Raw genomic sequence first — 20232 nt, 5'->3', positions numbered from 1 at the left:
CTTCCAAGTGCTTACTGGCCGGTACCGGTCGCTCCTTGTGACTGAAGAAAACCTGGAACAGCACAACAGCCAGGATGATCAAGCCAATGACAGCCACGATGATTTGTAGGATAGGTTTTTTCATAGCTTATGAAGAACTGGATGGATGATTGTGCTGTGTACCGCCATTGAATATGCGTTGCCTTCGTATTCGTATTCCAACTTGTGAAGCTTGCTGTCTGCGTAGCTATTGAGGTAAAAAACGGATAATTGACTGCCTTTGCGTTGAGAGTAGACGAATCCTCGCTTATCGAAAAAGGCATCAACAAGGTCATCCATTTGTCTGTTGGCTACCTCTACCCATTTACCACCATCTATCCGGAATCGTAAAAACCTACGATCTCCGCCCCATGTTGGCAGCCAGGTATCATTAAGAAGTCTTACACCCTCGGCAATGTAATACTCTGCTTGTCCGCCTTGGTAAGACTCGCTGCCTCCATTAACCCAATATGGGAATTGATCGGAATTGTGCTGGTATTCTTTCGCTCCCTTAGGAAGCCACAAAGAGCCGACGCCATGCCAGTTGCGATCGTAAGCAAACTTCTTTTCTGTCTTGCCTGCTGCTGTAAATGGTATAAGCCCTTTACCAAAGCACTGGGCTAAAAAGGAATAGGTTATACCATCGGCCGGGTTCCACGGAAGCTTAACAGGCATGTAAAAGTCGCCCTCTGGAAAGGTCTGCCGTTGCAGGTTATTTGGTCTCCATTCGTGCTGTCCTGGCTGGGCAAATGTAATAAGGCTTTTGCCTGCTATCTTGGCTATCTCAGCGGCAAAAATTAACCTGTAAGCGACTTCTGTACTTTGGTCAGGACTGCCCAGGTAAATCCCGAAACAAACTGCTGTGGTCTTCTCTAAGTTACCTCCCTCTCTCAGGTCTGCTGCGTTCCATTGAGAGAAAGGCTTTCTGAATATGTCCTTGTTTGCCTGGCGGGATGCAAACCCTAGTGTCAGCTCTCCGTTAGAAAAAGTTGTGAAGTAGTTATGTGCTACCAAGGGCTCTACACCTCTGGCATTCCAGTATGCCTTCATACGAGGCATAAAAGCGTCGTAGAAGCCTTTGAATATCGGCCAGTGTGCGCTTAGTGCGTGATCCTGCTCTGTGTTCTCAAAGATAACAATAGGATAAGCTGTGGTGTATTTTAACCCAGCCTGGTACCCTTTCTCATAAGACCCCGGTTCTCTTTGTCCGGGTGCCTGAATTCCAAAGAAGCGTTCATTCCATATATCGGGCCACCCTTTACCAACAGGAACCCATTTCGAGGCAAGCGGGCCCCTATCTGAAAGATCAAGCTGCTGGGCGGTCTGCGGTACTTCGTCGTAAAGTCTTCCCGCACTGATTAGCTCACCTTCATAAGACTTGCCAGATGCGCTGTATTTTGAGAAATGGGTAACGCCTTTTCGTGTCAGGTTTTCAGGGGTGTCAATGGGGCCAATAGGCATAATCCAGACATTGCCAGGGGGCGCCTTCATGTCGGGCATTACGTCCATCCAATGCGTCACTAACCGGGTGGTGTCACAACCAGAACCATTCTTCTCGAAAAGATAGGCTGCAAAGGGAAAGGAGTCGTTGTAGTCAAATGTGGCTCCCGCTTTGGAGTCTGACCAATCATTATCGGCATTGTCAGGCGTCCATTTAGCAAGTGTTGAAAGGTTTTCTTTTGCCTGCGCCTTCCAGATCCCAAGCGGCGTATTGGAAGGCCATGAGAAGTTTTTTAGCGGGCTTTTTTGCTTAATGATCTGCCCGTTTATCCCATACCAAAAGTCATAACCATTCGGCGGGCCTCGTTCAGCTAAATCTGAAATAATCCACTGATCATTGACTTTCTTAACCTGAATGTTCATGTTTTGAGGCAGTGGAACATTCAGCCTTTTAGGGATTGTAACACCCAGGCTCGGGGCCGGGATAACAACCTCTCCCACGGTCTTAACCAAAAACGTAGCTCGTGGTGCTTTTTTGCTGACACAAGACCTGCCCGAGATCTCAATGATGTAAGATCCATCTGCGAGGGACGGAAGCCGTACTGGTACCGTATTGGAGACCAAGTTAACAAGACTGTCCGAATACAGCGGAAGGTTCTCACTAGAGAAGATCTTGTAGTTGATGCTATAAACCTCCTCCGCGTCAAATTGTAGCGTGAGCCCGCTCTTGGTCACATCAAACACCCGGCTTATTGACGGCCCGCGCTTGCAGTCAGGCAGAACGACGGGTTTAGTGTTTCCGCCTCCTCCCCTTGCGATGCTGTCGGCATAAGCCTTAAACTTCTTTTCGGTGGCCTTTGCTGTGCTGTCTACAGCCTGCTTGAGCCTCGCCTCAGTAACAACGCTCTTTGGAAGCTCGATTGTTACTTTGGTTTGGGCCTGAGCAAGGGAGAAAGCCAAAAGCCATAGCCCTATAATCTTTTTCATTTGCTTGTTGATGAAGTGTAAAAAAACCTATTCTTTCGGCGTCTCTGGCAATGACATCCAGTGGGTCAAATGATCCTTATAATATATTTCTGAATCCACTCCTTCAACGCCTACTATATGCCATTCCAAGCTGTTATAGTAATCTATCCATCTTGCGACATAGCATTCAATCTCGCCAGATGGGAGTTTAGCTAACAACAATATGCTCCTTCCGTCCTTTGGTGTACTCTCAATTGGCTTCCATTCCATAGTTGATTCGATTTAGTATGCTTCAATTGATGTAATCAATGCGCCATTTCCTACCTGATTTGGCCCGTCTGGCTTAATCGTTCTCAGGTCAATAAACTGTCCGTACGTGGCCGGAAAAGTGAATACTATCTTGTTCTGGTAATTGTCAGCGATAGCGGCGACCTTGGTAAACTGGTTTTTGTTTTCGCTTACAAACAGGTCCATGGCCACCGTGTTGTTGTTGAAAAAGTTAACAACAACCTTGCTGATCTTCTTCACATAACCCAAATCATACTCCCGGTATGCTGTGTAATCTCCACCACCCGGGCTGCCATATGTGTACTCCTCACTATCAACCTCATTGGAGGCGTAATAAATGACCGCATTAGGAGGAAGATCACTGTAAGGAGATGAATGGGACTTAAACCTGACCGGTACCCCCGCTAGCTTGTTTCCTGAGGGATTCGCCAGCACCTTAAACCGCATGTTCAGAAACTGCCCCTTATTGTCGTTGACAATCGGGTTGACGTCCCCCAGCGTGTTCATAATCTTTGGCCCTGTAATCCGCATGAACCTGGACTGTGGGATAGAGGCGAATGCATTGGACGGGTATTGATCCGTACTGCCCTCTTTGATCCCAATAAAGTAGGCGTTCCCCGGCAGCAGTGTTACCGGCATAATGTCACTGTATTGAAACCCGTCTGCATCAATTACTCCGTTCGCCTTGAATACGTCTGCTAAAACAGGCTCGAATGTTACCGCCTTTCGTATGATAAGATCCTTGTCAGTGGTTGCTCCTGCTTTCCTTCCAACCTGAAACAGCTGCAAGGGTCTCTGTCCGACCGTAAATGCCATTCCCCGGTATTGGTTGTTAGCTTCTGTCGCCAGGGTGTCACCTGTAACTTCTGACGTAAAAGCTTTTGGTAGCTCGGGACGGGAAATAGTGGCCGGCAGCCGGAACGTTTTCTCGCGCACAATACTCAGCTTGCCCTCTTTATTCTGGCTGATGGCTTGCACTCTAGCGTTGGCTGTCAGCGTAAATGACTCCGTGTAAATCTTACTGTCGACTGTTGGAGTTGAACCATCCAGCGTGTAGAAAATCCGGGTCTTGGTTGACGTTGATATTGTCAGCAATCCGTTTGTAATGTCAATGTACGGCATTTCAGAAACGCCTAACTGAGGCTTTACGAATGCCGCCAGCTTATTAAGTGCGTCCGTGTACTGAGGCGGCACCATAGTCCCATCTACACCCGTAGCCCAGTTCAGCATGTAGGTCGCTCCTTTCTTCCAGTTCTTCTGAATGCTGTCAATCATCACTGAAATGTCCTTGGTCTGCCCCGGCACGTTGATCGGAGGATTCCAGGTGTAGTTCTTGTCGAGCAGGTTCAGAGACTCAATGGACATCCTTTTGGGGGTGATGTTTGGAAAGCCATTCACCAGCGTTGATGCCAGATAAGACTCTCCTGCTGTTCCCTCGTAGATATTAACATCCGGGTGCGGATACAGCCATTGATTGCCAAGGCCGGTTCTTGTATCATTAATACCTCCATTAACTCCAAATACTAAAAATGGATTTCGCCATCGCATTATAGACATTAGCCTAGTCCAGCGAGAAAAGTCTGGCTCAATCTCGCCAGGTACATACAATCCTGGGTTAGTTGCGCCGACATCAAACCAAATCATGTCTACTCCCTTTGTAACAACTTCTTCAATAAGGGCAAGGTTTCGGGTACCCCAGTCTGCCTTTGATGGAGGGTCGGCATTGCGCCCGCTACGGCCTGCAATAAATTTCCCGACATAATTTCCGCTAAGGGGATCTGTTGTGTTTGTAGTGTAGGTGGTGTTTCCATCCAAATCAACAGCACTTGGATCATCGTTTTGCCACTTCGGGTCATTCCGTATGGTATCTACCGGGAAGTAAATGGCAAACTTCATGTTCTGCGCATGACAGGCTGCTATAAGCTCTCCAAGGTAATCGCGACTTGTCTTCATGTGCCTAATTCCTGGCCAGGTAGACGTAGACGGCCACATTCTTACCGAGTCTGTTGAGTAAGCTGAATAGTTCAGGAAACTAAATCCCAAGTTCTTCAATTGCGTCACCCATGAATCAGCATTGAAATTTGTAATTCTGGCATCTGCTTCGGGCAGCTCCGCCGGTTTAAACTTTACTGGATACTGGACTGAACCCATAGTCAGAAAGGCCGCGTATTTAGCCTCTGCATGCCACTTAGCCCGGAATGGGTGTGCTGTTAAGGAGAGTGTTTTTTGACCGCTCTCAGAGCCTGAATTGCACTGAACGGTAAAGGTGTAATCTCCCTCCCGGGTTGGTGTTCCTGATATCTTTCCGTCAGACGAAAGTGCAAGCCCATCAGGTAAAGATCCGCTCAGAAGCGACCATGTGTAAGTGCTCCCTCCTGTTGCCTTCAAAGGAAAGTATTGCAGGTAGGAAGCAGGCATTTGCGTTGGGCCCGTAAAAGAAGTGTACGGCGTATTGTCCACAAAGACAGGATAGATCGCGTTGCTTCGATCCAGAAGAAAGTCCTGGTTAAGGCTCGATGTCGTTGTGATCGTAATTGCCATTCTACAATGCGGTTCCTGTTAGCACATCTGCAGTAGACTGCCCTGAACGAAGAAAAGAGTATACAGAGTAGCTTGCATTCGTAAGGTTTAACGCTCTTGATCCTGCTGTTCCATCCCCTATTACTCGGCCTCCTCCAAAAATGAAATTCTTGATATTTGTGCCTGTTACACCGTAAAGCTTATTGTAAAGCTTATTGCTTTCCACGCTAACGTCTTCAATACCGTTAGAGGTAGTCGCCGTCAGAGAAATGCAGTTAGCTGATGACGCCGCAGCTTGACATTCAAAGGTGTTATCGTACGCTTCCAGTCGCTTTAAAAACACATCGGCATCAGTCGATACTACCAAGCCATTATTTTGAATACCTGATACATTATTCCCAAATAGGAATAGCCCTTTGTTGGTCGCAACATACTTCAGCGATAGCCGCGCGAAGTTGTCAATGTAAGTGGTGCCTGTGCTTCTACACTCGTTATTGGCAATAGTTAAATTGCTGGCACTATAAATATCAAATGCATTCTTATCGCAGTCTATGAACTTATTCCAATTGAAAAGAGCGTTCGACACCGTCCCAACGCCTGCTGATGTATCAATGGTGACAGGATTTTGCGGGCCTTGAAACTCGCTTTTCCATACTTCGAGGCCATCTGAGCTAAATACTTCAAGCCCTTTAACTGAGGTAAACCGCATGTCTTCAATCAGTGACCTCCTATTTATTACATTAGAAAGAAATTTAATCGCGGTTGCTGTTACGTTTGCTGAACGCCCAATCTCAAAGTGACTGAACCAAACAGAGGATGTCGTATCAATCTCAAAGACATTCATTCCAGCAGTATCGCCATTAATTCGCGCTCCTGAGCGGTTATAGCCGTAAATATGCAGACCGCCTTTAATGCTCAGTGGCGAAAGGACTTTTGATACTTGCCCGCGCCTGAATTCGTACTTCCCCGAGGTCTGAATTGCATCATTAATTTCGTCCTGAATGATTGCAGAGTCGTCAATAGTGCCATTGCCCGAAGCCTTTGAAATTTTTGGCGACCTCTCATAAAACGGGTAAAGCGAGTTCAGCGTTTTTTTGACCGCATCTGCATTCAACCGCGAAAACTGGTCAAATTTCTGCTTGTCGTAGCCGATTCCTAAGAACACCCAAGTGTAAGTATTGGTAGAGCCAAAAGCAGTATTACCCGCCCCGATTGTAAAGCGCACCTCCAGCGAGTCAGAAATGGTCTGTACAGTGTAATCTGCCTCGTATTGCAGAACTGTAGGCGTCAGCTGCTTAACTCTTGGAAAGACACTCACCGCTGAACCATTAGCAATCAGCGTCATTTTAAATCGCTCCGTATTAATGGCATTGGTGATAGACTCCTTCCACTGGCCCATGATCGTAATCACGTCACCTTTTTTCAGGTCCGTGAAATTGGTCAGATTGAATGTTTGTCTCAGGTTGGCCCCTACCCCGGTAGCTGATGCGGTCAGAGAAATCACCTTTGTGGTCGGGTTAACCGTTGCGCTGTTAGCTGATGTTCCCGCTGTTGTGCTGGTTACCTCCTCCCATTCCTGATCAACATCTTCAAGGGTTGCCGACGCCAAGTCTTTCAGGTAAGTATTCTGAACAGCAGCCGAAGCAGAAAGCCCCAGGTCATTGTAGGCCGAAACCCGGATAACCTGACTGAGTGGCGTAGTAACAGAAATTGCCCGGCTGGTAGGTAATGCGCCGTTTAGCGTTGTTACAATCGGTGCCTCAAAATGGTACTCTCCACCGTATTTGATGAAGAACTGAGCCCCTTTTGTAGGCATGGCTTGCAGCTGCTCCGGCGTGAATGTGAAGCTGATCTGATCGCCCGAAACCGTTACAGGAACAACCACGTCCGGCTGAGCTACCCCGTCATAAAATAGCTCCAAGGTGACAGGCCCGGAAACAGAAAATCCCTCTTCGAGATCTATTTGAACGTCGAAGGGATTAAGCTTGAAGGCTGTGAATACTTTATCTAACCGGATCGGCTGGTTATCCATTACGGTGGTATATATACGTTACTACTCTTCGACAGTTATGAAACCCTCCTCGATCATTCTCAGGAAAGCCGTGTATGGGTTGATCTTGTGGATCATGCCGTATTCATTGACCTCGACAGGCTCAGACTTAAACTTGTCTGACATCTCATCTTTGATCTTGACCGGAACAGGCGTGAAATCGAATTCTACTTCTTTCTCCCAGGTCTCAATCGTTTGAGCGGTCACCTCTTGCCAGCCCGGATGTTGGCTTAATTCCTGCCTGAATTGTGCATTTACTGCGTCAGTTTGCGGCTTGTCAATGTAATCCAAACGAACCTGGTCAATCACGTCATTGCGGCGATCTTCAATCACCTTTAAGTCCGGCTCAACTTCTTTGGCAAGGATTGATTTTGCAGATGCCGCCAGCTTATTAAGTTTAATGTCAGAGGAAAGTCCTAATGCATTCTGCGAAACAATAAGGCCCGCTTCGAGGTATAACTCTCTTAGCCTGTTACAGGAAATTTTCATGTTCGATTTAGTATAGAATTTTATTTTTGATCCTCTTTTTCCATGTCGGCAATCTTGCCATCCAAGTACTTAGTAATAAATAGCGTAGTCTGTTTTGGTAGCTTTGACAGGCTGGAATCTTGCTCTACAAAGTCCATTGCTTTGCCTCCCGCCGCTATCATAATTGCGTCATTTTTCGAAGGGATTACAACCGCAATAGCACCAAAAATAACCCCGGCAATTAGAAAGCTCTTTCTCCATTTATTTTTTGTTTCAATTTCGGACTCCGAATCATAATCCAAACCTACCATGAAGCTCATGAAAAGGAAAAGCGCTGCGGCCAATGAAGCAAATGCTGCAAACGCGAAAGCGCCTTGAATGTTATCAAGCCTAGTAATCCAATAAATCAACCAGTAGTTGCTCATGTAATTATCGATTTAGTTTGCTTTTCTAATTCTAGAATAGCCTCGGACGGCTTTTCTAGTTACTTTCACTACAAATACTTCCTTCTTTTACCATTCAACTTAATCACAAATTGATGATTAAGTATTTACCCAAATATATGCATTAAGCTTTGTAAATCATAAGATTATGACTATAAATCATCGGTATTCAAGAACCTTTTCCATTGGAGCTCCCCGCTGGTTCCACGGCAATATTGATAGAGCCCATCAGTTGTGCCGCTTGACGCCTGCACTATTAATCCTACGGGCGGATTAGGGATAGATTGCATCTGCTGGATAGTCATTCTAGGCGGCAAAAACCCGTGCGTTGTGCTTCGAATTTCCAAGGCAACAGAAGGAATTGGCGCACCCGACTCTTGGTTATGCACTACGATCGCTCCATGCTGATCCACTTTGCCCACGGCCAGGTATTTATGCACATGCAGGTAGTTCCTAACTGCTGCCGGGCCTTCCACACCAAAGGATCTTCCTGATGGGATGTTGATTTCCGTTCCATTGTCAAACATAGGGGCATTACCAATGGCAGTAGCTCCTGTCCACTTTACGAAGTTTCCTGTCGTCCCGCCACCTGTAATTGTTCCTCCGCCACCCGCGGCCGAGATAATCCCCGTAGATGAATCATAGCTGATCCCTGAGCCAGCAGAAACCGATGCCCGTACTGCGGGGGTGAAGTTGGTAATCTGCGAGGCCGTATGCGTATGACCCAGCAAGGAGAACTGCGTATTAGCCCACGCCCGGGTTGCTATCGTCTGGCTGTTATAGGTCAGGTTCGTTGCGATAAAGTCAATATCGCCATGATTGCCTGACGAATCAGAGCTTACAAACTGGTAAAGGTTTGTATTAGACCGATAGATATACATCCGCGGCTTGCCGATACCGTAATCCGTTGGGGTGAACTCCTGATAGATTTGACTGTCTGCTGCTACACTCCGGTTAATGCTTATCTGCCCGGCTACTGAAATATTGTTTGTCGTTTCGGAGACAATACTGTTTCCTACACCGTTTGCACTGGTGAACTTTGCCAGCCTTCCAATCGTGCCGCTCGCCGAGCTGCTACCTGCTCCGTTCGTGATTTGACCTTGTAGTTTCCCGATTGCAGAAATAAAGTTATCCGAGGCTGTAACAGGGGTGAAGGTTCCTGTTGACAGGCCCGACAAAGTTATGGCTTTAACCGCGCTGGATAGATCGCTAATCGTAGCTGCTAACTGTGTTCCGGTATGGTTTGCCCTATCCAGGTAGTAAGGCCCGTGTTGATCATCCAGATAGTCCGCGTTAAAGTTGGTCACCTTCAAATTCGAGCTAACATTCAACGGCGCGGCTGTTCCTCCAATGGTGATCGCTTTGGCAAAGGTAGTATCGAGTGTAGACGCATTGATCCGGAACACCTCTGTTGATCCCGCGTTGAACTGTAAGCGGGTAGCATTGGCATCCACATAATACCTTGAAGTGCCGGCCGAATCCCTGAAAAAAAGGTATGAGTTTGCCGGATTACCTGCAAGGGTTACTTTCTCATTAGCTGCTGCCCCTACGTAAAGCGCACCCTCAGCAAAGACAGTAGTCCCTGACTCTCTGATTAAGCTATCTCCCAGAGTGTTTGCAGTCAAATACTTCGGCACCCTGCCGATGGTACCCGACACGCCCGACATGGCTTTATTGTCAATGTAGGTCTTAATTGCAAGAGCCGTTGCAAGGTTGCTATTCGATGCGCCTGAAAGGGTTACGGACGTAAGCAATTGAACCTCCTGAACCGTGGCTGCCGATGCTGTCACATTACCCAGGATCGACATGGTGGACACATCCTGGATCTTAGGGTACGTAATGCCCTTGTCCTTGACCCGCAGATGGTTTAATCCTCCTGTGAACGGATCAAAGATTTCAATCGTCTCATAGTCCACCCGCACATCCAGGATATCCACTCCCGGGCCGGCCGTTTTTCTCATGCCAAACCGAGCAATTATCCTTTGCTTGCCAAGTACCGGATCGCCTGTCGGGGTGTTTGTAACGTCCACGGCAGGTCCAAAGCTGAAATCAGACTGGTATTTGGCTACAACCGCTCCGCTTGCCCCTCCTAGGCGTCTGGTGAGAACCGCCCGGAACGTAGATGGTGTTTTATGGATGTCTCCTATCTGAGTACTGTTAAGCTCACCAAAGAACAGAATGTCAGACTGCGTAATGGGCGTGTCGTACTCTTCAAACTGAGGGTCACCGGTAAATGAGGCGATGTTCTGCTCAACCAAAGCATCATTGCGAAGCTCATGCAGCGTCCATCCCTCCCAATCGTAAAAATCAGAAACCGCATCACAAAGCACGGTCCAGTTATAGGGCAGATCAAAGGAGCCTCCTTTCAGCGGAAGATTGGCGATGAAATCAAAGTTGGTGCTGTTGGTCGGAATGCTACCCAGCTTCAAGCCGCCCGAAGGCTTAACCTTATACTTGTTGATCGTAAATGAGGCAAGGCGTTTATAAACCTCTTCGCCGGTCAGACTAAGCGTCAAAACAACGTTGTAGGTGCTTGGATCAAAGTCTGTGCGCACTTCTCCCAGTTGGAAGTACTCGGCGTCTTGTGTAGCTGGATTCTGGGTGTAGTTGGCCGTGTCAAGGTCTCCGATTTCGGAGCCTAAAACAGACACGCCAGCATCGTGCATGACACCCTCGATAACCATCTTAACATCCCATGGCTCGGTTGTAGTAAATGCCGATGTTCCGTCAGGGTCAATCTCTCCGATCAGGGTATTGCTTTCTGCTCCCCACAAAAAGAACTGCGCCTTATCGGTGTAATCCTTATCGTAAAGCGTAAAGGTCAAATCGTCTTTCTTCGTGCGGGTGTAGCTGTAATCATCCCCATCATTGCGGTAGGTGGCGAAGGTGAACTTATAAATACCTACCTCTGAAATGATCTTATCTCCGATGATGTAATTGGCCGCCGCCGAATGCTGGATCATCGAATACGGATCCACCGAAGGCCGGATGTCCAGTCCCATCCCCTGCAACCGGGCGTACCAGCCATCGTGATTGCCGGTGACGTTAACCAGGATGTCCCACTTGTCGGGCTTTGTGTAGCCGCCGCCGTTGATCAGCTCTCCTAATACCTTGGGGACCGTGCCGGATAGATCCCGCAGGCTGTATTTGATAGTGGTCTTGGGGTAAACCTTGACAGGGATTTCCTGAATTAGCTCAACGTCAGACTCTGCGTCATACAGTTTGATAATAACCTTGTAAACGCCGATATCTGTTGGTTTTGCCAATGCAGAAATCACTAGCCCATCAAAGAAAACCTTTGAAATCCACCGTGGCGTTTCTACAAGCGTAATTTCCAGCGTACTCAGATCAAACTGATCTTCTTCGTCTTGCTCCTCATTGCTTTCAATAAAGACCTGCGAAAGGAAGTTGTTCAGATCAACAGCAGACAGGCTTTCTTCTCCAACGGTATAAGATAGCGGCTCGACATTTTCAAACAATGCATTAAGCCGGGCATTCTCCTGAATATCTTCAATCAGCTGCTCGCTGGATAGCGGAGTATCTTCCGCACTAACCCGGCCATTGGTGGAATCTTCCTTGGTTGGATAAACCCCATCACCCTGCCCCGGGATTGTGTTCAGCTGCCGTGAGCCGGGAATATAGGAGTCTTGCCGAAGTTCAGCCGCTGGCACTTCCTCGTATTTGACCTCGACAGCGGTAATGCTGGCTATGCGCCTTGCGTCATTGTAGGAAAAGCGAACAATGCGCATTCTGATATTATCCTGATCAGCAAAGATCAACGAGTGCAAATAGCTTAATTCAGCCCCACCCGGTTTAATCTTTATGTCACCCTCAAAAACTTTAAGCGGACGCGTGGTCAAACAGAGCCTATCAAGCATCATAGCCCGGTAGATACTCATAGACTCTTCCAGAGCAGTTCTGCGCCGCCAGGATGAAGTGTTTGATGTGCTGCTCGGCTTGGTTAATGCGCCAGAAAAGTACGGATTATAGTCCCCGGTGATCAGCTGGATAGTTTCAGCCTCTTCATCAGTTTTTGATCCGCGTTCAAGCGTGGTCGCATACCTACCGGATTCATCCGAAGCAACAAAACCTTCAAGTGCGCCTTTCAGGTTATAGATCTTATACCAGTCGCCAGGTTGCCCTTCGTCTGAGATTTTGTAAAAGCGAACATATACCCCTTGCAAAGGCGGCTCTTTGTTGACGTCCTGCGGAGAAACACGGTTCAGCCATTCAACCTTTACGACTGTTTCGAATGTGCCGCGCTTAGGATTGTTCCGGATGTTGATCACTGACCACTTATCCCCTACCGCCGCTTGCGTGCCGCCAGTATTGGCAATCTTGGAAACAACAAGATCGCCGTTTTCAACAGGAACACCTGACGCTCCACCTATTCGTCTTACCTCCCCTTCGGGAACACCTTCGACAACATATGCCCAGTTGACAGTCGTGCCATTGGGGTAATTAGGATTACCAGCAACATTGATTTTACCACGATTGATTAATCCTTCCCTGTTAACAGGAGGAACCCGGATGAATTTGAATTCATCCGAAACATCAGCATTGCCGGTACCCGGGGCAAGCCATCGCGTAATGATTTTGCCATCTGTCAGGTTTTTGCCTGGAAGGCGAACCGCAATGAGGATATCAGACGAAAACGGGGCTGTTTCGTACTCGAAGCTAATCGTCAGACTTTTGTCGCCCTTGGATACCGCACCTACCGGGCTCTCAATCCATTCCTTAGGTTCTAAGTCTATGTATTTATTTTTCAGGTTGGCCCCGATCATCCCGGTAAGGATGGGTACAAGCACCTGGATAAACTTCTTCTTCTTCTTTTTGGTGTAAGGCTTGGGCGCTTTGCCGTTGATCTTTAATGCTGACAGATTGCCCTCGCTGCTGATCATGTACCGCTCCCAGCCCGGCCGGCCTTTGGTCATGTGGGAGAAGTCCCACCCTACCAGGCCCGCGTCAGTCCACAGCAGCATGTTGCCGTTAAGGAAGTATGGCAGCTGAACGCCTAAATCTACCTCTGTCCGGTACTTGGTAATTGGCGGCAGGATCCTGATTTGTCCACCTGCAAGACTAAGTGAAACATCAGCATTGACCGAATATGTCGCCGGGAGTGTGGTAGCAAATGCAGCCGCCCCGTTTGAGGGGAATTCAAGTGCACTTACTTCAAAGCCTGTTGCGTGATCGGCAATGCCCCGGATAACCCACTTGTTGTTTGCTTGTACAATCTCTGCATTGTTCTTATTAAGAATATCAATAATGATCTCATCGCAATGCATCGCCTCGCCATTCTCATCGTAATAGCGGATTGTGTTGATCTCGAATGAAGTCAAGCCAAGCACCGCACCACCCGGAAAGCTATTCTCTTTCATGTGGGTTGATACCACAATGTTTAAAGAGCTGCCGATGATGTTTAGGCACTCGCGAATGATCGTCAGGCCCGTTTTCTTGAATGCGGTGTCTGGGCTGACGTACTTTTTCTTCGAAAGGTGCGCAAGCCCGCAGCTTACAGTAAGATTTGCACGGTACGGCGGCCGGGTATAGTCGTGTGCAGCGTCCCAAGGTTCAACCCATCCACTCCATTCAACGGCGTTGGTGGTTTCAATGATTACCTCGCAAAAGAACGTCTTTCGATCAAAAACAAATTCGGATAGGTCGTACTGTTCTTTGAATACCAGCCCGATTTTTGCCTGGGTAGAAACAATCGGATTAACTGGAAAGAAGGAGTCAGAAGCGCCTTTATCGTACTGTACAGCACCGGCGTCATTATTCCATTCCGTTATCGGCCCGGCATAATCAGCCTTATAGAAGTTGACACGCTTAATTCTGCCGTCAACATCCCTGTACCGGGAAAAGTATTTTAAGCCGTATGCCATTATAATGAACCTAGTGAAGCGTTCCTTTTATTTGCTCTCTGGAGTATTACATACAGGTCGGTACCACTGATTTTTACACCAACTTGCTCAAATTGGCCCGATCCAGTTCCCCCGGACTCCTGAATACTTTTCTTAATAGACTTGTCCACCTTTGAGTATGGAGCGATCATTTCAGGGTCACGTCGCGCATTCGGGTTGTCACCTACTACGGCGAGCATCTCACCATAGGCAAAACCACCCTTTGCGAACTTAGGCACCCCGCCTGCTGCTTTTGCCTTACTGGTAAGCACTTTGCCAGCGGCAACCGCAGCGATACCGGCAGCAAGTGCCACATAGCCATTCAAAGATTTAATAGCTACTTTTAGCCCTTCAATCACCGTTGAATAAGTGATGAGCGCTGTACCAATCTGGCTTAAAACATTTCCAAGTATGCCAAAGATGTTTTTGCCAAGATTTTTAAGCGGGCCCTCCGCGCCGCTGAGCGCATCACCTAATGTTTCTCCTACTGTAACGCCAAGATCAGCCAATCCGGCCCTAAAAGACTGTGAAACCTGTCCACTCAAATCAGCCAGAGCATTGATGTTTTTTGCAATTCGTTCGTAGTATTGGTCAAACGCTTCTCCGGCTTTTTTAGGGAATTGCTCAAAGAACTTACCAATATCTACACTGCTTAAAATTCGACCTGTTTCGTATTCCAGATTTTTAGTTGCATTGTTGATTAGCCCTATACTATCGGCATAATCCCTGGCAGACCTAGAAATGGATGTGCTATCTATTCCTTTGCCAAGGTCAGAAAAAATGCTATTCGCCTTGTTGGAGGAAAGAGCAGAGTAAAACTTAGCAGCATCTTGCCCGCCATAGATATTGTCAAGTGAAATACCTGTTCCTTTCTTTGCCTCAACGTTCAGGTTTGCGACTACTCCGACCAGTTCCTTGAAGCTGTTTGTCGCATCTTTGACGGCCCGCTGATCCTTTGCAAACTTTGATTCCAGGTCAATTTGCTGTAATTCGTATTCAGCATTCGTTAGCTGTTTAATGTACTTTTCGGCTTCCAGCCCTTCCTTGGCAACTGACTTTGCAGCCTCCATTTTGTCAACTGCAAGCCCGGCCGGCTTAATAGCTTCTTTGGCAGCACCCATGGTCCCGATGCGTTGCCGGGCTTCTGCTTTAGCCTTGTTCCACTCGTTGATAAATGGAATGACTTTCCCGCGCTGCTCTTTGATTTCCTTGTCCAGCTGCTGAGAGCGATCTTGGGCTGAAATGGCGGCGGCAAGGTTGTCAGATTTTAAAGCTGCCTGGTACTCAGCGCTTACCTTCTTTCTGGCTGTGTTGAGTTGATCGAGCTTGGATACCTCATCAAGTAGGCTTTTCTGGCCACCTAATCCAAGCAGTTCTTTCCGATTACTCTTATCTTTCTCTTGAAGGGAAATGTATTCTTTCGTCCGTTCAAGCAATTCCTTCGGCATAAGAGAATACACCTGCTCAGAGTTATAACCCATGCCCGAATAAACCCGGCGCGTTTCTTTACCAGTTCTAAGGATTTCTGCAAGCTCCTGTTGACGAGATTTCGAGCGGCCTATGTCACCAAGAATATCCTGCCTGCGTGTGTTTTGAAGTGCAACAAGGGCTTTCTGCTGCTCAGCGGTAAATGATTTAACCTTTGCCGTACTTATGTCAATTGCTTTGCCGTATGAATCCCATCCAGTGACAGCCGAAGGGATAATCCCGGCTATTTGCTGGGTGACAGCATTGAGTTCTTTTTGCTGCTCAGATGTGAGTGTAGCTTGACCTTTGAGGTCATTGTATTTCTTAATTAAAGGATCAAGGTTCTTTGTAAACTCGCCAATCTGCGACTGCTGCTGGTTTAGTTCAGCCAGGCGATCAGTTGCCGTAGGAACACTCGATGCCAAGGCTGCAATTCCTGCTGCCACTGCGCCAATTGCAATCACAGGCCATGTAATTGTTGAAAACCCTGCGGCAAGCAATGGAAGGAGTCTAACCAAACCACCAACGCCTACCAGAACGGGGCCAATCCCGACAGCAAATGTGCCCATTGTAATTACTGCCCGACGAATATTCGGATCCAGGTCTTTTATGTAAGTCGAAAGATTATCGAACGTACTGCCCAGGCCCCGGATAGCGTCCGTTATACCGAGTGATTCGTCTAGCGCCTTACCGATTGAGGCAGAAAGGAAGGTCAAGCTGTCTCCTGCTTGCTCTAAAGCCGTGCCCGCGCCACCGGCGACAGGTGGTATCTTTTCCAACTCGGTAAGAATCCCCTCTACTACCTTGGTAACGCCGATCTTATTAAGCGCTTCTGTATCATTAGTCCCAAATGCATCTCGCAATGCTTGGTTGATTTGAGGGATACGGTTCGCGAGCTGGCGCAAATCGACTTGATTGATATGGTCGGTAGCCAGGAACTGCTTAATGTTGATGAGCGCAGGCTCTAAGTCGAGCGCATTTCCCCCAGCCTCCGTAATCGAGTTAGCAAACGCCTTTATTAGCCTGGTTGCCTTTTCGGATTCAACCCCAACAGCCCGAAGTCCAATAAGTGTTTTTGCTCCATCAAAGACGCCAATATTTGGGAGTTTGGCAATTTCCCGAACACCTTCAAGAGATTCTTTGTACCTGTTGAGTCCGATTTCAAGACGCTCGATATCGGCAAAATCCTTGAATGCCTTTGCTTCCCCAATTAACCCGGGAAGCGTTGCAAATTTGGTCATTTGCGTGCCGAGCCCGGCAAGATCAGAAGCTAACCTGTTTATTCCCCCACGGAAGGCTTTTTGCGCGTTGTCCGCTTGCTTGAATGACCCGGCAAGGCCATTGTTAATATCAAAAACGGCGGTTTTAGCCGCCGCTGATGCCTGTCTTAATCCGTCAAGTAGTTCTCTGATGTCAGCGCCAAGTCTGATGTTTGCGCTACTGATTTGTGTCATCTGCTCCCTTTTTCCTCAACTCAGGGTTGAAAATGTCGAATAGAATAGCCTCCTGCTTCTTGGTGTACATCTTCCTTTTGCTGGCTTTTTTGGCTGCTTTCTGGTCTTGTTCATCAAGGGGCAGAAACCTCTCAATGCTCACTGCATCCTTGACATTCATGCGGTAGGTCACGTATGCGACAAACCTGGCTCTTTGCCATTCAAGGGTTTCTTTTTCGGTGAAGCCCTGTCTGATGAGCGTAAACTGGTAAGGGGTGATCGATTCGAATTCTGACGGGCTTATTCCCATCTTACCAGCCTCGATAAACCAGTGGTAAGGGTTGGCTATTTCCCCGCTGCCGCGTACATTTTTTGAACGACGTCCAGAGCGGGTGTTAGCTTTTTTCCAAGCACACCCATTGCCGAGATATAGCCCGGTATCACTTTATTGATTGCCTCTTGATCTTCGCACGCATCGTACAGGTCAAGAAAATCTTCGTAGTTCGACCAACTTCTTTCCTCAGGGCGAATACCGCAGCAAATCAGGTAAGGAATGATCTGAAGCTCGTCCATTTCTTCAAGGACGCTGAATGCGCTGGTGACCTTGGCGTTATCTTCTTTAATGCGCGTAAATGCCGCTATCCCGAAGCTGACCGTCTTTATTCCGGCCTCGCCCAGGTTGATGTTAAATTTTGTAGAAGCCTGCGGAAATTGTTCCTGCTCTTGTTTCTTAGCCATTATTTCGATTTAGTAGCTGCCTGACCCGAGAGCCAGGCAGGATGATGAAGTGTTATGCTACAACTGAGGTGATCACAGGCTTTTTCAGCGGGGTGACAGTAGCCGAATACGTCTGGCTACCATCCACTGTTCCAGACTCAGAAAAGCTCGTTACAAAGCCATCGAAAGACCTAACCCGGTCACCAATTTTCGGGCGGGCGTATCTGAACTTTTTCAACGTTTTTGCCAAAAACCAGTCTTCCAGATCGTTTGCTGAAACGTTGTTCGGGTCATTGGTGGCGTTATACTCTTTTACCAAACCATTGATGGTAAAGGTATACGCAGGATCATCGCCGGAAGGCGCGACCTCTGTTCCCGAGTAACACTTTGCCGTGATCAATTCGGTTTCGCCAGACATTGAAATATCCGTTGCGCAACCAACAATGAGATATACAGGTGTTTCGCCACCAGCTTTGTCTACTGCTAGCGTAGTTTCAATACCACTAACTAGCTCAACGGTTCTTGCGTCTGCCATTTTTATTATTTAGTTTGTTGATTCTGCTATTGCTTCGTACTCGATTGTTTTTACGTGACTGAGTGTCTCCTCGTCGTACTGATCTGTTGTTTCTTCGCCTCTTCCGATGGAAATTGCCACCGAGTTAACCGTACCTTCAAAACCATCCAGCGTGTCCCTTATGGCCTTCATAATGGCCTGCGCCTCTGTGTACGATGGTGCATATACGCCAATTTCAATCTTACCTGATCTTGTCGTTCCAGGCTGAAAGCAGTTGATTAATCTCATTTGATCTGAGAATACATACACTGCCGGATACACCGCATCAGCCTTAATGATATTGGGGAACACCCGCTTTGCGACAAGACTATTGATGCCCGGCGTACTGATAAGCTTTTGTATGACTGCCGTCGAGATCATCTAATAGTTCCTGGGTAAATTCTTGTCAGCCCACTTCTTAAAAGCAATCAGGATTTCCTCTTTGTATAGGGCACCAACTGCTTCAATGGTGGACTCGTAGGCTCTCTTTAAGAAGTCATTTGGAGCGTGTCGCTTGCCGCCTCTATCAGTGAAGCCCCGGGTGATAAAGTGCGTCCTCCATCCTACTTTCCCTCTGCGCTTGGACACACCAACCAAAACCCTTGAATCCTCTCCAGGCTCCGGCTTAACTGCTTTGATACGTAGATCTGACCGTGTCGCCCCCCCTCCTTCCTCGTTGTTTCTTCCGGATATTGCCCGGCCTACTGGGGCTTCTTTCTTGGCTGCATCCAGCATAGGTTTTGATGACCTTCGAAGAGCTGTATTTTTGACGCTCCTGGGTACCACAGATTCATATCTGCTTAGTCCCTTGGCCAGTTTATCAAGCTCTTTGGTGTCAATCTTAACCCTCATTGTACAAGCCTTGTATTCAGTTTTAGAGCTTGGCGTCTTCCAATTTCAATAGGAGGACCGACTAGCTCGTACTCTAATCCGTCGTGTGTGTCCCTGATTTTCCAGGTAGTGTTAATGGCTATTGTAGGAATGTATCTGATCTGCCAGGAAACGATTATTGAGCCTTTCAGACTGTTTCCATCAAGCTCCTCGTCTTGCCCTTTGGATTCCAGTTTACAGGCCGGGAAGTTCTCAAAAGCGGCTACGTAGATAGTCTGCTGCTCGTTATTTGGATCGTCAGTATCTGTGTCCGCCCGAAGCAGGTCAATCCGCCTGTCGTATTTCCCTGCAAGTCTATCCTGGGTAGCCAATTCTGTATGGTTCCATTAGTTTGTCTGAGAGCGTTTTCTTTTCAGATACACCATCAGCCCGGTTGTCAAAATCCTCTGAAATCATTGCCCGGATTGCCCGCTTCAAGTCAGAAGGAACTCTGTCGGCTCCAAAGCCCGCAGTGAACGTCAATTCAAACCTGCCGTACCTGGCGTCAAAGTCAGGATGGTAAAGGATCACAGATCGCTTTTCTCCAATCTGAACCAGCTCGTATTGATCCGTCTGGATCGTCTGGTATGCGTCATTGTCAAAGTGCCTCAGACTCACGATTTCCTTCACGTAGAACACATCCTTGATCTGGCAAGGTTGGCTTTCGGTATTCCACTGGTAAGTAGAAATGCCTAGTGAAAGATTACAGACCGTTTCTACCCGACTTACTGCCGCCTTAATTGCCTCCTGAATTACCTCGTCCTCCCCTGTGTAGCCTGGGATATCCATTCGCAGCCACTTTTTTGCAAGATCCAGAGAGATGATCTCTTCTGCATGCGGAGTAATTACGAATGGATACCGGCTCATTTCTTAGGTTTGTGACGTGCTGCGTGTTCTTTGGCGTGGCTTGTAGCTTTTTCAACCGGGTTTGTGTCGGCTGTAAGCTCAGGTTTTGCCGTTGCTGTTTCTGGCTCTTCTTTGATCAGTTCAATGTGTCCGGACTCGAAATACTCCGCGTACCGTTCTCCGTTGAACTGAGCCACCTCCCCGATACTATAACCAGTACCGGGGATGGGCTTGATTACTTTTCCTTTCATGC

16 protein-coding genes are annotated in these 20232 nt (G+C 47.7%); all 16 read right to left on the bottom strand.

What is annotated here, in order from left to right:
* Window positions 1-120: 120 nt before the first annotated feature.
* The 16 genes from HWI92_RS01730 to HWI92_RS01655 all read right to left on the bottom strand — a co-directional run bounded on the left by HWI92_RS01730 (window position 121) and on the right by HWI92_RS01655 (window position 20230).
* Window positions 121-2445, bottom strand: coding sequence for a hypothetical protein (locus tag HWI92_RS01730; protein WP_204660487.1), 2325 nt, complete (start codon window positions 2443-2445; stop codon window positions 121-123).
* Window positions 2446-2472: 27 nt separating this feature from the next.
* Window positions 2473-2694, bottom strand: a complete 222-nt coding sequence (locus HWI92_RS25520) for a DUF551 domain-containing protein (protein ID WP_204660486.1) — start codon at window positions 2692-2694, stop codon at window positions 2473-2475.
* Between the two features lie 12 nt (window positions 2695-2706).
* Complete coding sequence (locus HWI92_RS01720; protein ID WP_204660485.1) at window positions 2707-5253, bottom strand: alpha-L-fucosidase; 2547 nt, start codon at window positions 5251-5253, stop codon at window positions 2707-2709.
* Between the two features lies 1 nt (window position 5254).
* Window positions 5255-7264 carry a hypothetical protein gene (locus HWI92_RS01715; protein ID WP_204660484.1) on the bottom strand — a complete coding sequence of 670 codons (2010 nt, stop codon included), beginning with the start codon at window positions 7262-7264 and terminating at the stop codon, window positions 5255-5257.
* 21 nt (window positions 7265-7285) lie between these two features.
* A complete protein-coding gene (locus HWI92_RS01710) occupies window positions 7286-7771 on the bottom strand; it encodes a hypothetical protein (RefSeq protein ID WP_204660483.1) in 486 nt (161 codons plus the stop codon).
* Between the two features lie 20 nt (window positions 7772-7791).
* Window positions 7792-8175 (bottom strand): hypothetical protein, encoded by a 384-nt coding sequence (locus tag HWI92_RS01705; protein ID WP_204660482.1) that lies wholly within the window; start codon window positions 8173-8175, stop codon window positions 7792-7794.
* A gap of 170 nt (window positions 8176-8345) precedes the next feature.
* Entirely contained in the window at window positions 8346-14075 is a 5730-nt protein-coding gene (locus tag HWI92_RS01700; protein ID WP_204660481.1) for a phage tail-like protein, read from the bottom strand.
* The gene (locus HWI92_RS01695) at window positions 14075-17014 is read right to left on the bottom strand and encodes a coiled-coil domain-containing protein (RefSeq protein WP_204660480.1); all 2940 of its coding nucleotides are present in this window, start codon (window positions 17012-17014) and stop codon (window positions 14075-14077) included. The genes HWI92_RS01700 and HWI92_RS01695 overlap by 1 nt, the downstream gene beginning before the upstream one ends.
* Window positions 16998-17303 (bottom strand): hypothetical protein, encoded by a 306-nt coding sequence (locus HWI92_RS01690; protein ID WP_204660479.1) that lies wholly within the window; start codon window positions 17301-17303, stop codon window positions 16998-17000. Before HWI92_RS01690 ends, HWI92_RS01695 begins: the two co-directional genes overlap by 17 nt.
* 35 nt (window positions 17304-17338) lie before the next feature.
* Entirely contained in the window at window positions 17339-17731 is a 393-nt protein-coding gene (locus HWI92_RS01685; protein ID WP_204660478.1) for a hypothetical protein, read from the bottom strand.
* Window positions 17732-17783: 52 nt separating this feature from the next.
* Window positions 17784-18245 carry a hypothetical protein gene (locus HWI92_RS01680; RefSeq protein ID WP_204660477.1) on the bottom strand — a complete coding sequence of 154 codons (462 nt, stop codon included), beginning with the start codon at window positions 18243-18245 and terminating at the stop codon, window positions 17784-17786.
* A gap of 9 nt (window positions 18246-18254) precedes the next feature.
* Window positions 18255-18644: a tail completion protein gp17 gene (gene gp17, locus HWI92_RS01675; RefSeq protein ID WP_204660476.1), complete on the bottom strand. Its 390-nt coding sequence runs from the start codon at window positions 18642-18644 to the stop codon at window positions 18255-18257.
* Window positions 18645-19115 carry an HK97-gp10 family putative phage morphogenesis protein gene (locus HWI92_RS01670; RefSeq protein ID WP_204660475.1) on the bottom strand — a complete coding sequence of 157 codons (471 nt, stop codon included), beginning with the start codon at window positions 19113-19115 and terminating at the stop codon, window positions 18645-18647.
* Window positions 19112-19465: a phage head completion protein gene (locus tag HWI92_RS01665; RefSeq protein ID WP_204660474.1), complete on the bottom strand. Its 354-nt coding sequence runs from the start codon at window positions 19463-19465 to the stop codon at window positions 19112-19114. The genes HWI92_RS01670 and HWI92_RS01665 overlap by 4 nt, the downstream gene beginning before the upstream one ends.
* Window positions 19449-20000, bottom strand: coding sequence for a head-tail connector protein (locus HWI92_RS01660; RefSeq protein WP_204660473.1), 552 nt, complete (start codon window positions 19998-20000; stop codon window positions 19449-19451). The genes HWI92_RS01665 and HWI92_RS01660 overlap by 17 nt, the downstream gene beginning before the upstream one ends.
* The gene (locus HWI92_RS01655) at window positions 19997-20230 is read right to left on the bottom strand and encodes a hypothetical protein (RefSeq protein ID WP_204660472.1); all 234 of its coding nucleotides are present in this window, start codon (window positions 20228-20230) and stop codon (window positions 19997-19999) included. The genes HWI92_RS01660 and HWI92_RS01655 overlap by 4 nt, the downstream gene beginning before the upstream one ends.
* Window positions 20231-20232 lie beyond the last annotated feature (2 nt).

This window comes from Dyadobacter sandarakinus, assembly GCF_016894445.1.
In the GTDB taxonomy this organism is placed as follows: domain Bacteria; phylum Bacteroidota; class Bacteroidia; order Cytophagales; family Spirosomataceae; genus Dyadobacter; species Dyadobacter sandarakinus.
This window is presented reverse-complemented; position numbering and strand designations above follow the sequence as displayed.

Bases quoted from the DNA above. Each gene is read 5' to 3' on its own strand.
- HWI92_RS01730 (WP_204660487.1), bottom strand. From the start codon at position 2,445: ATGAAAAAGATTATAGGGCTATGGCTTTTGGCTTTCTCCCTTGCTCAG.
- HWI92_RS25520 (WP_204660486.1), bottom strand. From the start codon at position 2,694: ATGGAATGGAAGCCAATTGAGAGTACACCAAAGGACGGAAGGAGCATA.
- HWI92_RS01720 (WP_204660485.1), bottom strand. From the start codon at position 5,253: ATGGCAATTACGATCACAACGACATCGAGCCTTAACCAGGACTTTCTT.
- HWI92_RS01715 (WP_204660484.1), bottom strand. From the start codon at position 7,264: ATGGATAACCAGCCGATCCGGTTAGATAAAGTATTCACAGCCTTCAAG.
- HWI92_RS01710 (WP_204660483.1), bottom strand. From the start codon at position 7,771: ATGAAAATTTCCTGTAACAGGCTAAGAGAGTTATACCTCGAAGCGGGC.
- HWI92_RS01705 (WP_204660482.1), bottom strand. From the start codon at position 8,175: ATGAGCAACTACTGGTTGATTTATTGGATTACTAGGCTTGATAACATT.
- HWI92_RS01700 (WP_204660481.1), bottom strand. From the start codon at position 14,075: ATGGCATACGGCTTAAAATACTTTTCCCGGTACAGGGATGTTGACGGC.
- HWI92_RS01695 (WP_204660480.1), bottom strand. From the start codon at position 17,014: ATGACACAAATCAGTAGCGCAAACATCAGACTTGGCGCTGACATCAGA.
- HWI92_RS01690 (WP_204660479.1), bottom strand. From the start codon at position 17,303: ATGGGAATAAGCCCGTCAGAATTCGAATCGATCACCCCTTACCAGTTT.
- HWI92_RS01685 (WP_204660478.1), bottom strand. From the start codon at position 17,731: ATGGCTAAGAAACAAGAGCAGGAACAATTTCCGCAGGCTTCTACAAAA.
- HWI92_RS01680 (WP_204660477.1), bottom strand. From the start codon at position 18,245: ATGGCAGACGCAAGAACCGTTGAGCTAGTTAGTGGTATTGAAACTACG.
- gp17 (WP_204660476.1), bottom strand. From the start codon at position 18,644: ATGATCTCGACGGCAGTCATACAAAAGCTTATCAGTACGCCGGGCATC.
- HWI92_RS01670 (WP_204660475.1), bottom strand. From the start codon at position 19,115: ATGAGGGTTAAGATTGACACCAAAGAGCTTGATAAACTGGCCAAGGGA.
- HWI92_RS01660 (WP_204660473.1), bottom strand. From the start codon at position 20,000: ATGAGCCGGTATCCATTCGTAATTACTCCGCATGCAGAAGAGATCATC.
- HWI92_RS01655 (WP_204660472.1), bottom strand. From the start codon at position 20,230: ATGAAAGGAAAAGTAATCAAGCCCATCCCCGGTACTGGTTATAGTATC.